This is a genomic window from Mesorhizobium sp. B2-7-2 (genome assembly GCF_006440775.1).
Classification (GTDB): domain Bacteria; phylum Pseudomonadota; class Alphaproteobacteria; order Rhizobiales; family Rhizobiaceae; genus Mesorhizobium.
In genome coordinates this window covers 519289-532918 of record NZ_VFTZ01000001.1, presented here as the reverse complement: position 1 = coordinate 532918, position 13630 = coordinate 519289, and the positions used below count along the sequence as shown (strand labels likewise).

The 13630-nt window shown below is 63.1% G+C and carries 15 protein-coding genes; 5 read left to right on the top strand and 10 right to left on the bottom strand.

What is annotated here, in order from left to right; all coding sequences use genetic code 11:
- Window positions 1–23 precede the first annotated feature (23 nt).
- The 7 genes from FJ425_RS02710 to FJ425_RS02680 form a co-directional block, all read right to left on the bottom strand.
- Window positions 24–482, bottom strand: coding sequence for a GNAT family N-acetyltransferase (locus FJ425_RS02710; RefSeq protein ID WP_140721537.1), 459 nt, complete (start codon window positions 480–482; stop codon window positions 24–26).
- Window positions 479–889 carry a DUF302 domain-containing protein gene (locus FJ425_RS02705; protein ID WP_181175769.1) on the bottom strand — a complete coding sequence of 137 codons (411 nt, stop codon included), beginning with the start codon at window positions 887–889 and terminating at the stop codon, window positions 479–481. Before FJ425_RS02705 ends, FJ425_RS02710 begins: the two co-directional genes overlap by 4 nt.
- A complete protein-coding gene (gene uvrA / locus FJ425_RS02700) occupies window positions 889–3810 on the bottom strand; it encodes an excinuclease ABC subunit UvrA (RefSeq protein WP_140721532.1) in 2922 nt (973 codons plus the stop codon). The genes FJ425_RS02705 and uvrA overlap by 1 nt, the downstream gene beginning before the upstream one ends.
- 794 nt (window positions 3811–4604) lie before the next feature.
- A complete protein-coding gene (locus tag FJ425_RS02695) occupies window positions 4605–4886 on the bottom strand; it encodes a hypothetical protein (RefSeq protein WP_140627739.1) in 282 nt (93 codons plus the stop codon).
- Window positions 4887–4961: 75 nt separating this feature from the next.
- Window positions 4962–5567, bottom strand: coding sequence for an ATP-dependent Clp protease proteolytic subunit (locus tag FJ425_RS02690; RefSeq protein ID WP_140627741.1), 606 nt, complete (start codon window positions 5565–5567; stop codon window positions 4962–4964).
- A 27-nt stretch (window positions 5568–5594) separates the two neighbouring features.
- Window positions 5595–6071: an SRPBCC domain-containing protein gene (locus FJ425_RS02685; RefSeq protein WP_140721529.1), complete on the bottom strand. Its 477-nt coding sequence runs from the start codon at window positions 6069–6071 to the stop codon at window positions 5595–5597.
- On the bottom strand, window positions 6068–6382 hold the full coding sequence (locus tag FJ425_RS02680; RefSeq protein WP_140721526.1) for a metalloregulator ArsR/SmtB family transcription factor: 315 nt from the start codon (window positions 6380–6382) through the stop codon (window positions 6068–6070). The genes FJ425_RS02685 and FJ425_RS02680 overlap by 4 nt, the downstream gene beginning before the upstream one ends.
- Window positions 6383–6618: 236 nt before the next feature.
- On the opposite strand from FJ425_RS02680, the gene FJ425_RS02675 reads away from it, so the two are divergent.
- Genes FJ425_RS02675 through FJ425_RS02665 form a run of 3 tightly spaced genes read left to right on the top strand, consistent with a single transcriptional unit; the run spans window position 6619 to window position 8031 of the window.
- Window positions 6619–7143, top strand: coding sequence for a single-stranded DNA-binding protein (locus FJ425_RS02675; protein WP_140696293.1), 525 nt, complete (start codon window positions 6619–6621; stop codon window positions 7141–7143).
- 34 nt (window positions 7144–7177) lie between these two features.
- A complete protein-coding gene (locus FJ425_RS02670) occupies window positions 7178–7576 on the top strand; it encodes a DUF2306 domain-containing protein (RefSeq protein ID WP_140721524.1) in 399 nt (132 codons plus the stop codon).
- A gap of 29 nt (window positions 7577–7605) precedes the next feature.
- Window positions 7606–8031 (top strand): OsmC family protein, encoded by a 426-nt coding sequence (locus FJ425_RS02665; protein ID WP_140721521.1) that lies wholly within the window; start codon window positions 7606–7608, stop codon window positions 8029–8031.
- A 51-nt stretch (window positions 8032–8082) separates the two neighbouring features.
- Here FJ425_RS02665 and FJ425_RS02660 read toward each other — a convergent pair whose 3' ends face one another.
- Together FJ425_RS02660 and FJ425_RS02655 are read right to left on the bottom strand one after the other, a co-directional pair.
- The gene (locus tag FJ425_RS02660) at window positions 8083–8712 is read right to left on the bottom strand and encodes a MarC family protein (protein ID WP_140721518.1); all 630 of its coding nucleotides are present in this window, start codon (window positions 8710–8712) and stop codon (window positions 8083–8085) included.
- A 148-nt stretch (window positions 8713–8860) separates the two neighbouring features.
- A complete protein-coding gene (locus tag FJ425_RS02655; RefSeq protein ID WP_140721515.1) occupies window positions 8861–9394 on the bottom strand; it encodes a hypothetical protein in 534 nt (177 codons plus the stop codon).
- An 85-nt stretch (window positions 9395–9479) separates the two neighbouring features.
- On the opposite strand from FJ425_RS02655, the gene FJ425_RS02650 reads away from it, so the two are divergent.
- Together FJ425_RS02650 and gyrA are read left to right on the top strand one after the other, a co-directional pair.
- Window positions 9480–10310, top strand: a complete 831-nt coding sequence (locus tag FJ425_RS02650; protein ID WP_140721512.1) for an AraC family transcriptional regulator — start codon at window positions 9480–9482, stop codon at window positions 10308–10310.
- Window positions 10311–10473: 163 nt separating this feature from the next.
- The gene (gene gyrA / locus FJ425_RS02645) at window positions 10474–13260 is read left to right on the top strand and encodes a DNA gyrase subunit A (RefSeq protein WP_140721509.1); all 2787 of its coding nucleotides are present in this window, start codon (window positions 10474–10476) and stop codon (window positions 13258–13260) included.
- A gap of 41 nt (window positions 13261–13301) precedes the next feature.
- Here the strand turns inward: gyrA and FJ425_RS02640 are convergent, their stop codons facing one another.
- Window positions 13302–13454 (bottom strand): hypothetical protein, encoded by a 153-nt coding sequence (locus FJ425_RS02640; RefSeq protein ID WP_095765297.1) that lies wholly within the window; start codon window positions 13452–13454, stop codon window positions 13302–13304.
- Window positions 13455–13630 lie beyond the last annotated feature (176 nt).

Here is a 13630-nt window from a genome sequence, read left to right as displayed (position 1 = left end):
CCTCCGTGTTTTCGAAATACGAATCAGGCGGCTCTGTCGACCGGCTTCACCATGTCGACCAATGTCCATCCTGGCCGGTATGGGTTGGCCCGGCGACCCGTTTCGCGATAGCCGTAGGCCAAATAGAGCGCGATGTTCCGCTCCATCCGTGAATTGGTGTAGAGCCGCACCTCCGGCGCGCCCCATGACCGCGCCTGCTCGTCGGCAAAATCGAGCAGCGCGATGCCGAGCCTCCTGCCTTGGAAAGCCGGCGCGACGGCGACGCTGAAGATCATGGCGTGGTCGGGATGACGCTCGAGGACGATCAGTCCTCCAAGGTCGGCGCCTTCTTCCAGCAGCCAGACCTCGCCGCGCTCGATCCGCGGTATGTAATCCTCGGTGACCGGGACCGGCGGCCCGCCGAAGATGGGCGTGTAAGGCGCATAGGCATTCGCAGTCAGCGCGACGACGGCGGCGAGATCGTCGAGGCGGGCCAGTCTCATGATTGGTCTACTCCGGCAGCGGCCGCGACAACCTTCTGCATCCCGGCAGCTATGGCTGCGACGGCGTCGCGGCTTGCATCGCCGAGGCCGTGGCGCTCCGCCAGCCAGTGTGGGCTGTTGTAGGACAGCCAGACCTTGCCTTGCTCGTCTTCCCAGGCCAGCGCCTTGATCGGCAGGTCGATGCCCGCAAGCTGCCGGTCCTGCATCAAGGGTGTGCCACCCTTCGGATGGCCGAAGATCAGCAATTCGGTTGGACGAAGCACGGCACCGATCTCGCGCGCGCCGGCGGCATGGTCGATGCGGGCGAAGACGCGCAGTCCGGCGCCGGTGACGATTTCAACGAGCCGATCGACCGTCTCCGCGACTCCAAAGCGGCTTTCGACGGAGACGAGACCGTTTTCAGTCATCACTCGGCCGCTTCGCGTTTGCCTCCGGGGCGCCGCTCCAGCAGCTCCTTGAGGAACTGGCCTGTGTAGCTGCGCTTCTCGCGCACGATCGCTTCCGGCGTGCCCGATGCGACCAACTCGCCGCCGCCGTCTCCGCCTTCGGGGCCGAGGTCCAGCACCCAGTCGGCGGTCTTGATCACTTCGAGATTGTGCTCGATGACCACCACCGTGTTGCCCTGGTCGACCAACTCGTGCAGCACTTCGAGCAGCTTGGCGACGTCGTGGAAATGCAGGCCGGTGGTCGGCTCGTCGAGGATGTAGAGCGTCTTGCCGGTCGCCTTGCGCGACAGTTCCTTGGCGAGCTTGATCCGCTGCGCCTCGCCGCCCGACAAAGTCGTCGCTTGCTGGCCGATATGGATGTAGCCCAGGCCGACCTGCTTCAGCGTCTCCAGCTTGTCGCGCACGCCCGGCACCGCCGAGAAGAAGTCGACGCCTTCCTCGACCGTCATGTCGAGCACGTCGGCGATCGATTTGCCCTTGAACAGCACGTCGAGCGTCTCGCGATTGTAGCGCTTGCCGTGGCAGACGTCGCAGGTGACGTAGACGTCGGGCAGGAAGTGCATCTCGATCTTGATGACGCCGTCGCCCTGGCAGGCCTCGCAGCGGCCGCCCTTGACGTTGAAGGAGAAGCGGCCCGGCTGATAGCCGCGCGCCTTGGCTTCGGGCAACCCTGCGAACCAATCGCGGATCGGCGTGAAGGCGCCGGTATAGGTCGCGGGGTTGGAGCGAGGCGTGCGGCCGATCGGCGACTGGTCGATGTCGATGACCTTGTCGAGGAACTCCAGGCCCTCGATACGGTCATGCTCGGCCGGATGCTCGCGCGAGCCCATGATGCGGCGCGAGGCCGCCTTGAACAGCGTCTCGATCAGGAAAGTCGATTTGCCGCCGCCGGACACGCCGGTGACCGCAGTGAAAGTGCCAAGCGGGATTTCCGCCGTCACGTTTTTGAGATTGTTGCCGCGCGCGCCGACCACCTTGATGCGCCGGTTCTTCTTCGCCTCGCGCCGCACCGCGGGCGTTGCCACTTCGAGCTCGCCCGACAAATATTTGCCGGTAATCGAGGCAGGTGTGGCCATGATCTGCTGCGGCGTGCCTTGCGCGATGATCTGGCCGCCATGGATGCCGGCCGCGGGGCCGATGTCGACGACATAGTCGGCATGCAGGATGGCGTCCTCGTCATGCTCGACGACGATCACCGTGTTGCCGATGTCGCGCAGGTGCTTGAGCGTATCGAGCAGGCGCGCATTGTCGCGCTGATGCAGGCCGATCGACGGCTCGTCCAGCACATAGAGCACGCCGGTGAGGCCGGAGCCGATCTGCGAAGCGAGCCGGATGCGCTGGCTCTCGCCGCCCGACAGCGTGCCGGAATTGCGCGACAAGGTCAGATAGTCGAGGCCGACATCGTTGAGGAAGCGCAGCCGCTCACAGATTTCCTTCAGCACGCGGACCGCGATCTCGTTCTGCTTGTCATTCAACTGCGCCGGCAAGTCCGTGAACCATTGGTCGGCCTTGCGGATCGACATCTCGGTGACTTCGCCGATATGCTTGCCGCCGATCTTCACCGCCAGCGCTTCCGGCTTCAGGCGGTAGCCGTTGCAGGCGGGGCAGGGGGTGGCCGACATGAAGCGCTCGATCTCCTCGCGCATCCAGGCGGATTCGGTTTCCTTCCAGCGCCGGTCGAGATTGGGGATGACGCCCTCGAAGGTCTTAGTCGTCTTGTAGGAGCGCAGGCCGTCATCATACTGGAAGGTGATCTCGCGCTCGCCCGTGCCGCGCAACACGGCTTCTTTGGCCTCGACGCTCAGATCCTTGAACTTGTCGCCGAGCTTGAAGCCATAGACCTTGCCCAGCGCTTCCAGCGTCTGCGCGTAATAGGGCGAGGTCGATTTCGCCCACGGGCTGATGGCGCCGTCGCGCAAAGAGACGTTCTCGTCCGGCACGACCAGGTTGGGATCGATGGCGCGCTGGCTGCCAAGGCCGTCGCAGGTAGGGCAGGCGCCGAACGGGTTGTTGAAGGAGAACAGCCTGGGCTCGATCTCCGGAATGGTGAAGCCGGACACCGGGCAGGCGAATTTTTCCGAGAACAGGATGCGCTCATGCGTCTCGTTCTTCGACTTGTTGACCGAATCCTCGCCGGTCTGGCTGGCGTCGAGCGGCTTGTCGGCGAATTCGGCCACGGCAAGACCTTCGGCAAGCTTCAGCGCCGTCTCGATCGAGTCCGCGAGCCGCGTGCCCAGGTCGCCGCGCACGACGACGCGGTCGACGACGACGTCGATGTCGTGCTTGTATTTCTTGTCCAGCGCCGGCACGTCGGCGATCTGGTAGAAGACGCCGTCGACCTTGACGCGCTGGAAGCCCTTCTTCTGCAGTTCCAGGAGTTCCTTGCGGTACTCGCCCTTGCGGCCGCGCACAATGGGCGCCAAGAGGAACAGGCGCGTGCCCTCGTCCAGCGCCAGCACGCGGTCGACCATCTGGCTGACCGTCTGGCTTTCGATCGGCAGGCCGGTGGCCGGCGAATAGGGGATGCCGACGCGCGCGAACAGCAGGCGCATATAGTCGTAGATTTCGGTGACGGTGCCGACGGTCGAGCGCGGGTTGCGCGAGGTGGTCTTCTGCTCGATCGAGATGGCGGGCGACAGGCCGTCGATCTGGTCGACGTCCGGCTTCTGCATCATCTCGAGGAACTGGCGGGCATAGGCCGACAGGCTTTCGACATAGCGGCGCTGGCCCTCGGCATAGATGGTGTCGAAGGCAAGCGACGATTTGCCGGATCCCGACAGTCCGGTCATGACGATCAGGCTGTCGCGCGGCAGGTCGAGATCGACGTTCTTGAGATTGTGTTCGCGCGCCCCGCGAATGGAAAGGTATTTATGGTCGGCCATCGCCGGTCGCCGCCTCAGATCTGGAATTTGCTGGATTGGCGGGATTGTCCCGGCCATCCCCTATGTAGGTATTTTCACCGCCACGTCGAGAGACGCCACAATCTCGACGGGACAAGCCGATCATGGGTTTAACCGTCTTTCGCGCGAGCGGGCAAGCGGAAAGAACAAAGGTCGAACACGCTCCTGACAAAGCGTTGTGGAAACAATCGCTCAAGCGTTGTGGAAACAATCGCCTGAGCGTTGTCGAAACAATCGCGGCCGAGATACGCGCAGTCGGCGTTTCGAAGCACTCGACTTACCTGCACGTAACCTCCAGGCGATCACATTTTTCGGTAACCGACTATTCAACGGTTGACGTCCCGGGCCCAGGGGAGCAGTCTCAAACGCGTCAACGAAGCCGGCCGTCTTCCGATGGCCTCGCCGCTCAGCAGGCGGCCTGCGAGACGCCGCAGGCGACAGCGATTTGCGCTTCGAACGACATTGTCGCAACGGACCCAGGAGCGGAGCATGACGCCACCGGACAGTCCCTTGAGGCTCCACACTGAGATGGAGCCGCGGCGGGCATAAGTGCCAGGGCAGACTTGAAACGCCGGCCCGACAAACCGTGACTTGCCGATTCCCTACAATTAGAGACGATAGTCGGATCGTCGGCTGAACGCCGCGTTGCATCCGAAACAGAACGCCGGCAGTACACTCCCGGCTAAAATTGGATTTCAGATCCATGAGGCCCCATCCGTCTGCACAGCAGGGATGGGGCTTACATTTTGTGGTGTTCGCGTGTGACTCGCTCGCGATCAGTGGTTCGGGATCCGGGCGCCGCCCGTGGCCATGTCAATTGTTATGCTGCCGCCGATCCTGACATCGGTGTTGCCGATCTTGAAGGAGACGCCTTTGCCGGTGGGCTGCGCGTCGTCCGGTTCCGGCTGCGGCGCCGGCTTGGCGATGCGGTAGTCGCCGCTGACGCCGGGCAGCTTCTGCGCCGAGCTGTCGTCGGCAAGCGCGGCGCCGGCAACCAGCACGCCGGCAAGCGCGGCGAGGGCAACGCACAAATGCCTGGATTGGAATGGATCGATCATGCGCGGACTATAGAGACGCGGCTCGAGCGATGCCAGTCGCGCGGCGATAACTTGCCGCGCGTCCGGCTCGAGGCGTCAGGCCGCTTTCTTGCGGGTGTCGTAGACGTGGTCGACAAGGCCCCAGGTCTTGGCTTCCGCGGCGCTCATGAAGTAATCGCGATCGAGCGTGCGCTCGACCTCCTCGTAGGTCCGGCCGCAATGCTTGGCGTAGAGCTCGGTCATATGCTGCTTGGTGCGCACGATGTCCTCGGCATGGCGCTGGATGTCTGAGGCTTGGCCCTGGAAGCCGCCCAGCGGCTGATGCAGCACGATCCTCGTGTTGGGCAGCGCGATCCGCCGCCCCGGCGCGCCGGCCATCAGCAGGAAGGAGCCCATCGAGGCGGCAAAGCCCATGCAGACCGTCGACACCGGGCAGGAGATGTACTGCATCGTGTCGTAGATGGCGAAGCCGCTGGTCACCATGCCGCCCGGCGAGTTGATGTAGATCGAGATTTCCTTGTCGGGGTGGTCCGATTCCAGCGACAGAAGCTGTGCGCAGACCAGCGCCGAGACGCTGTCGTTGATCTCGCCGTTGATGAAGACGATGCGCTCGCGCAGCAGCCGCGAGAAGATGTCGAAGGCGCGTTCGCCGCGGCTCGACTGCTCGATGACCATCGGCACCAGATTGGCCAGGGCGCTCATGTCGGATCTCCTCGGTTTTTTCGTTGATCAGGCCGCGCGCAGCATCATGCAGGGCGCGTTGGCGGCGATCGGGTTCTTGCGCGCGTGAAGCGAGAGCCCGCAGCCGGCTCCGGCAATGGCGAGGACAGGTTCCGCCACCGGCACGAAGCCGTCATGGACGATGCTGAGATGCGTGCCGCCTGAGGCGGTGCGCACCAGCGTGAAGGTGACGATGCTGTCGAAGGCGGGAAACCCGTCGCGGTCGTTCGCGTCGGGCCGCTGATGCCAGGAATAGCGCAGCAGCTTCCCGTGCTCGGCCTCGAGCACCTCGCATTCGATCGGTTCATCCGGTCCGGCAAAGGCAAAGCGGGCGCCGGCTTCCGCCTTCATGTCGTTCGGCATCATCCAGGCCGCCAGCAGTTCCGGCTCGGTCAATGCCCGCCAGACTTTTTCCGGCGGATCTGGAAGGTCGCACTCAAAGCAGAGCGGCGCTTCATTGACCGTCGGGTTTTCGGTTGCCGTCATTGGTCCATTCCCTTCAGAACCGTCTTCAACTTCTCGATGCGTTCCGGCCAGAAGGCGCGGTAGCGTTCGATCCAGCCGAGCAGCGGGTCGAGCCCTTGCGGATCGGCGCGGTAATAGGCGTTACGGCCGGCGCGTCGCTCGACCACCAGGCCGGCGCCTCGCAGCACGGCAAGGTGCTGCGAGACCGCCGGCTGGGACACGCTCATGCCGGCGCGCAGCTCGCTCACACTCATCTCGTCAGCGGTCAGCCGCTCGTAAACCGCGCGTCGCGTCGGGTCGGCCAGAGCGCGAAAAATCTCTGCTTCGATCATGGCAGAAGCATAAGTCGATACTTATCGATTTGGCAAGCTCCTATTTGATCGCCATATCAAGACGCACGTTCAAGCCTGCCTTTGCTGACATTCCTTGACAGAAAGTGCAGCTATGACTAGAACGAAAAGAGAACAAAAACCTTGTGGGAAAAGCCAGCCTTTTGCGGGCGGCGACGACCTGCAGGCTGTAAGGTGAGCGACTTGAAATTTGTTTCGGATGAGCGCGGAGAAGTAAGATGGCGGGTAGCGTCAACAAGGTCATTCTGGTCGGCAATCTCGGAGCGGATCCTGAAATCCGCCGCCTGAATTCCGGTGATCCGGTCGTCAACATTCGCATCGCCACGTCGGAAAGCTGGCGCGACAAGAACTCGGGCGAGCGTAAGGAAAAGACCGAGTGGCATAACGTCGTCATTTTCAACGACCAGCTCGCCAAGGTGGCCGAGCAGTATTTGAAGAAGGGCATGAAGGTCTATGTCGAGGGCCAGCTGCAGACCCGCAAATGGCAAGACCAGACCGGTGCCGACAAATACACCACCGAGGTCGTGCTGCAGAAATTCCGAGGCGAGCTGCAGATGCTCGACGCGCGCGGCGAGGGGGGCGGCGGCCAGGTCGGCAATTATTCCGGCGGCGGCAACAGCCGTGGCTCGGATTTCGGCCAGTCCAGCCCGAATGAAAGCTTCAACCGCGGCGGCAGTGGCAGCTCCAGGGGCGGCGGTGGCGGCGGCTCGTCACGCGAGCTGGACGACGAGATCCCGTTCTAAGCGTCTCGAAACGGCCGTCTAAGGGGAAGGCGTGATGTCGCTCGGACCGCTTTTGTCGGCGTCGCCTCCCATTCCGTGGCATGCATTCGCGGCCTTCGCCGCTTTAGCCATCGGCGGCGCCCAGCTGGCGCTGCCGAAAGGTACTGTGCGTCATCGTGTGCTGGGCTACAGTTGGGTGGCGTTGATGCTGGTCATCGCCATATCGAGCTTCTGGATCCAGCAGATCCGGCTCGTCGGTCCGTTCAGCCCGATCCATCTGTTGTCGATCCTGGTGCTGGTCACCGTGCCGCTGGCGACCTGGTATGCGCACACGCATAAGGTAACCGCGCATCGCGGCGCCATGATCAAGCTCTATCTGTTCGCGCTGGTCGGCGCCGGCATCTTCACGCTGCTGCCCGGCCGGATCATGCATGCCGTCGTGTTCGGCCAGTAGGCGACGCAAACCTCGTAAGGAAGATCAACGTGAAAGCACGCGTCAAATGGGTCGAGGAACGCACTTTCGTCGGCGAGTCCGGCAGCGGCCACAAGGTCGTGCTGGGCACGGCGCACGGGCCGGATGGCAAGACGCCGGGACCGAGCCCGATGGAACTGGTGCTGATCGGCACCGGCGGCTGCTCGGCCTATGATGTCGTGCACATCCTCGAGAAGGGCCGCGAGGCGGTCGAGGATTGCGTGGTCGAGCTCGACGCCGACCGAGCCGAGGCCGATCCAAAAGTGTTCACCCGCATCCACATGCATTTCATCGTCAAGGGCAGGGCCCTGTCGCACGACAAGGTGAAACGCGCGATCGATCTGTCGATCGAAAAATACTGCTCTGCTTCAGCCATGATGGCGAAGACCGCGACGATCACGCACGATTTCGAGATCGTCGATACGGCGGCGAAGTAAGGCGGTAGGCATTAGGCATTAGGCATTAGGCATTAGGCATTAGGATATTGTTCAAGCGGCCATCAGCGCCTTGATGCCGTCCGCCACGAACTGCACGGCAAGCGCCGCGAGGATCACACCGAGCAGACGGGTCAGGATCGAGCGGCCGGTCTGGCCGAGGATGCGGTCGATGCGCTCGGACAGCACGAAAACCAGAAAGGTGATCACCAGGCAGATCGCTATGATGCCGACCAGCGCCGCCTGTGCGCCAAAACCCTGGAAGGAGCCCGCCAGCAGCACGGTTGCCGAGATGGCGCCCGGACCGGCGATCAGCGGGATTGCCAGCGGGAAGGCGGCTATGTTGTGAATCATGTCCTTGGTGATGGCGACGTCGCCGATCTTCTCTTTGCGGTCCTGGCGGCGCTCGAACACCATTTCGAAGGCGATGAAGAACAAGAGGAAGCCGCCGGCGACGCGGAAGGCCGGCAGCGTTATGCCGAACACCGACAGGATCGAGGCGCCGGCAATCGCAAACAACGCCATGACCAGGAAGCCGATCACCGAGGCGCGGACCGAAACCTGCTGGCGCTCGTCACGGTTCATGCCGCGCGTCACGGCAAGGAACAGCGGCGCCAGTCCCGGCGGGTCGATGGTCACCAGGATGGTGACGAAGGCGTTGAACAGGCTGTCGAAACTCGGCATCGCTGGTCCCCTCCCGCCGGGCGAAGCCCAGTCTCCGCAATTGGTAGAGCAAAGCCCGGGCGCTGGAAAGCGGAAGGAAATGGTGTGCGAAGCTGTGAAAGCAGGCGCGAAGGATCGCTACTTTCAATTCCTTGCGGCTTTTCGATCGCTATCGAGGTTCATTTAGGCGGCGAGCCAGAAGCTCGACCTCCATGCGCCAGGTCGCGCCGCCATCATGCGAGCGCTCGCCGAGCCAGCGAAACGATTTTTCGGTAATGCGTGAAAAGCTCCAGCGCACAGACGCGCCGGTGCCGTCGGTACCGACCTGGACGATCGTGCCGTCCTCGGCGTGGCCGAGTTGGCGGCTGTAATACTGGTTGCGCGGATCGCTCCAGAAGATATGCCAGGCGTCGGCGCCCGGATCGTAGACACGCAATGTGGTGCCGTAGAAGGTCCATGCTCCGAGCGAAGTCTGGGCCCCGGTGTTCCGCGCGGGCAAGATCCAGACGTCCTGCACGGCGCGGCCTTCGAGAACCCAGCCGAAATGCACTTCGCCGCGACCCGTGAGCCTTGTGCCATCCTCGAGAATGCGTGTGGCATCGAACGTCCAGGCGCCGATGAAGCGGCCATAGAGCCTCAGCTTCTCGGCAAGGTCCGGTTTTGGGCCGTCGCTGTGCAGGGCCTCGGCAAAGGGATCTGTCATTGTTGCTGCCTCGTTTGTCAGGAGAGGGCCAGCAATAGCGGTATGGCAGGGTTCTGCGCTTGGGAAAAATTGCTATCTTTCAGCCATGGCGACCGCGCAGAAAACTCTGGCTTCCGGACATGGCTGGCAGGTGTCCGACGTCGTGTGCACGGCCATCGCCGGCGACAAGCCATTCGAGGAAGAGCATTGCAGCTTTTGCGTCGCCGCCGTGACCAGGGGCGCGTTCCGCTATCGCACGCGCCAAGGCACGGCGATGCTGGCGCCGGGCGCCATCCTGCTCGGCAATCCCGGCGCCTGCTATGAATGCGGGCATGAGCACGGCGCCGGCGACCGCTGCCTCTCCTTCCATTTTTCGCCGGCCTATCTGGAGCGCGTCCTGGCCGACCTGCCGGATGTGAAACGGCTCGGCTTTACCCATCCGCGCCTGCCGCCCTTGCCGGCGCTGGCGCCTCTGCTGGCCGAGGCGGAAGCGGCACGGGAAGCGGGCGACGGCGAGGCATTCGAGGAACTCGGCCTGCGCATGGCCGGGGCGGTCGCTACGGCTGCGGCCGACACTTCCACACCTAGCCGGGCGCCCAGCCGCCGCGACCAGAAACGCGTTGCCGAGGCGGTGCGGCTGATCGAGCTCAACGCCGATCGACCATTGTCGCTGACCAAGCTCGCCGCCGGCACGGCGACAAGCCCGTTTCACTTCCTGCGCACGTTCCGGCAGGTTGCTGGCATGACGCCCTATCAGTTCCTGCTGAGGACGAGGCTGCACCGCGCCGCGGTGCGTCTGCGCAGCTCGGGCGCGGCGATCTCGACGATCGCCTTCGATGCTGGCTTTAACGATCTGTCGACCTTCAACCGCCGGTTCCGGCGCGAGATGGGACAAGCTCCCGGCGCCTATCGCGCCAGACGGACCAGAGGACGCTGACGCCGGCCGAAGCGAAATCGACCTTGGCCATATCGTCGCAATCAGCGATATCCATTTGAAATTGCCATCAAAATTGTCTCTGGAAAAGTCCGGCTGACATTGGAGTTTCGGCGAGGCTTCCTATATAAGCGGTGAGTGATTCCCGACTGGATTGTGACCTGATTTGACCGACCAGAAGACACCGCGCGGGCCGGACGGCGGCCCCACCGGCATCGAGCCGATTTCGATCATCGAGGAGATGCAGCGCTCCTATCTCGATTACGCCATGAGCGTGATCGTCAGCCGTGCGCTGCCCGACGTGCGCGACGGCCTGAAGCCGGTGCATCGCCGCATCCTCTATGCCTCGCATGAGAGCGGCTACCACTGGAACCGCAAATATGTGAAATCGGCCCGCCCGGTCGCCGACGTGATGGGTAAATACCATCCGCATGGCGATGCCTCGATCTATGACGCGCTGGTGCGCATGGCGCAGGACTGGTCGCTGCGCGTGCCGCTGATCGACGGTCAGGGCAATTTCGGCTCGATCGACGGCGATCCGCCGGCGGCGATGCGCTACACCGAATCCAGGCTCACCAAGGTCGCGCATGAGCTCTTGGAGGACATCGACAAGGAAACCGTCGATTTCCAGGATACTTACGACGCGTCCGGCAGCGAGCCCAAGGTACTGCCGGCCCGCTTCCCGAACCTTCTGGTCAACGGCTCCGGCGGCATCGCCGTCGGCATGGCCACCAACATTCCACCGCACAATCTCGTCGAGGTCTGCAACGGCGCCATCGCTCTCATCGACAATCCGGCGGTCGACCTGACGGCGCTGATGGAGATCGTGCCCGGTCCGGATTTCCCGACCGGCGGCATCGTGCTTGGCCGTTCGGGCATCTACAATGCCTATTCGACGGGCCGCGGCTCGATCGTCATGCGCGGCCGAGTCGAGATCGAGCAGCGCGGCAATGACCGCGAATCCATCATCGTCACCGAGATTCCCTATCAGGTGAACAAGGCCTCGATGATCGAGAAGATGGCCGAGCTGGTCCGCGACAAGCGCATCGAGGGCATTTCCGACATCCGCGACGAGAGCGACCGCCAGGGCTACCGCGTCGTAGTGGAGTTGAAGCGCGACGCCGTAGCCGACGTTGTCCTCAACCAGCTCTACCGTTTCACGCCGCTGCAAACCTCGTTCGGCGCCAATATGGTGGCGCTCAACGGCGGCAAGCCGGAAGTGCTGACGCTGATCGACATGCTGAAGGCCTTTGTCGGCTTCCGCGAGGAAGTCGTCAGCCGTCGCACGAAGTATCTGCTGCGCAAGGCGCGCGAGCGGGCGCATGTGTTGGTCGGTCTGGCGATTGCGGTCGCCAACATCGACGAGGTGATCAAGCTGATCCGCACCGCGCCGGATCCGCAGACGGCACGCGAGCAGTTGATGGAGCGGCGCTGGCCGTCACACGATGTCGCTCCGCTGATCCAGTTGATCGACGATCCGCGCCATCGCATCAACGAAGACGGCACCTATAATCTGTCCGAGGAACAGGCGCGCGCCATTCTTGACCTGCGCCTGCAGCGCCTGACCGCCCTCGGCCGCGACGAGATCGCCGACGAATTGAACCAGATCGGCGCTGAAATCGTCGATTTCCTTGATATTTTGTCATCGCGCGCGCGCATCCAGCAGATCGTCAAGGACGAGCTGGTCGCGGTCCGCGACGAGTTCGGCACACCGCGCCGCACCGAGCTGACCGACGGCGGTTCGGATATGGAAGACGAGGACCTGATCCAGCGCGAGGACATGGTCGTCACCGTCAGCCATTCCGGCTACATCAAGCGCGTGCCGCTTTCGCTCTACCGGGCGCAGCGCCGCGGCGGCAAGGGCCGCTCCGGCATGTCGACCAAGGAGGAGGATTTCGTCACCCGCCTGTTCGTGGCCAACACGCACACGCCGGTGCTGTTCTTCTCATCGCGCGGCATCGTCTACAAGGAAAAGGTCTGGCGGCTGCCGATCGGCAACCCGCAATCGCGCGGCAAGGCGCTGATCAACATGCTGCCGCTCGAGCAGGGCGAGCGCATCACGACGATCATGCCGCTGCCGGAGGACGAAACCAGCTGGGGCGAGCTCGATGTGATGTTCGCGACCACGCGCGGCACCGTGCGCCGCAACAAGCTGTCCGACTTCGTCCAGGTCAACCGCAACGGCAAGATCGCCATGAAGCTGGAGGAAGAGGGCGACGAGATCCTCGGCGTCGAGACCTGCACCGACAATGACGATGTGCTTCTGACCGCGAATTCCGGCCAGTGCATCCGTTTCCGGGTCTCCGATGTGCGTGTGTTCCAGAGCCGCAATTCCATCGGCGTGCGCGGCATAACCATGGCCGAGACCGACCGCATCATCTCGATGTCCATCATCGAGAACGTCGATGCGTCGCCCGCAGAGCGCGCGGCCTATCTGAAGCGCGCCGCGGCGGAGCGCAGGTTTGCCGCCGGCGGAGCCGGCGAGGAAGAGGAGATCGCGCTCACCAATGAGGAAATCGGCGAGGAAGCCGAGCTTTCCGAGGAGCGTTACGAGTTCCTCAAGGCGCATGAGAAGCTTGTGCTCACGGTGACCGAATATGGCTACGGCAAGCGCTCGTCGTCCTACGATTTCCGGCTGACGGGCCGCGGCGGCAAAGGTATCCGGGCCACCGATGTGTCGAAGGTAGCCGAGATCGGCCGGCTGGTCGCGACTTTCCCGGTTGGCAATGACGATCAGATCATGCTGGTTTCGGACGGCGGCACGGTCATCCGCGTGCCGGTCAACGGCATACGCTTCGCCAGCCGGGCCACCAAGGGCGTGACGATCTTCAACACGGCCGAAGGCGAGAAGGTTGTATCGGTGGAGCGGATTTCGGAACCGCAGTCGGACGAAGAGGCGGAAGACGTGGCTTCAGGCGAGACCGGCACCGACGACATGAGCGAAGGCGAATAGGTTCAAGCTTCACCGGCCCCTCTGGGCCGGTGCGATCATGATTAGTGGCGACGGTAGACGTTGCGATGGGCGAAACCATCGAGCCGCTTGGTATTGGCCTTGACGCGCACCCGTGCTGCTTCCTGATGCAACCCGAATGCAGTCGCGATCAGCATCACAATGGTCATTGCAGTGGCAAGCATATAGATCAGCATTTGCGTGTTCTCCTGGGCTTACAACGATGACATGGGGATTTGGTTTCATCCCTTGAAGCGGCAACCTAGTGAACGCTGAGTGAAACATTCGTGATTGCCGCGTTCATCTGTCGTTCATCGGCGCGAAAAGGTTCACGGGCAGAGCGTTTCACCGTTTCACGGAAACGGCAAACCGC

Coding starts and splice junctions, on each gene's coding strand:
- FJ425_RS02660 (WP_140721518.1), bottom strand. CDS start 8,712: ATGCCGAGTTTCGACAGCCTGTTCAACGCCTTCGTCACCATCCTGGTG.
- FJ425_RS02705 (WP_181175769.1), bottom strand. CDS start 889: ATGACTGAAAACGGTCTCGTCTCCGTCGAAAGCCGCTTTGGAGTCGCG.
- FJ425_RS02640 (WP_095765297.1), bottom strand. CDS start 13,454: ATGCTGATCTATATGCTTGCCACTGCAATGACCATTGTGATGCTGATC.
- FJ425_RS02685 (WP_140721529.1), bottom strand. CDS start 6,071: ATGACGGCAACCGAAAACCCGACGGTCAATGAAGCGCCGCTCTGCTTT.
- FJ425_RS02650 (WP_140721512.1), top strand. CDS start 9,480: ATGGCGACCGCGCAGAAAACTCTGGCTTCCGGACATGGCTGGCAGGTG.
- uvrA (WP_140721532.1), bottom strand. CDS start 3,810: ATGGCCGACCATAAATACCTTTCCATTCGCGGGGCGCGCGAACACAAT.
- FJ425_RS02690 (WP_140627741.1), bottom strand. CDS start 5,567: ATGAGCGCCCTGGCCAATCTGGTGCCGATGGTCATCGAGCAGTCGAGC.
- FJ425_RS02675 (WP_140696293.1), top strand. CDS start 6,619: ATGGCGGGTAGCGTCAACAAGGTCATTCTGGTCGGCAATCTCGGAGCG.
- FJ425_RS02670 (WP_140721524.1), top strand. CDS start 7,178: ATGTCGCTCGGACCGCTTTTGTCGGCGTCGCCTCCCATTCCGTGGCAT.
- FJ425_RS02710 (WP_140721537.1), bottom strand. CDS start 482: ATGAGACTGGCCCGCCTCGACGATCTCGCCGCCGTCGTCGCGCTGACT.
- FJ425_RS02655 (WP_140721515.1), bottom strand. CDS start 9,394: ATGACAGATCCCTTTGCCGAGGCCCTGCACAGCGACGGCCCAAAACCG.
- FJ425_RS02695 (WP_140627739.1), bottom strand. CDS start 4,886: ATGATCGATCCATTCCAATCCAGGCATTTGTGCGTTGCCCTCGCCGCG.
- FJ425_RS02680 (WP_140721526.1), bottom strand. CDS start 6,382: ATGATCGAAGCAGAGATTTTTCGCGCTCTGGCCGACCCGACGCGACGC.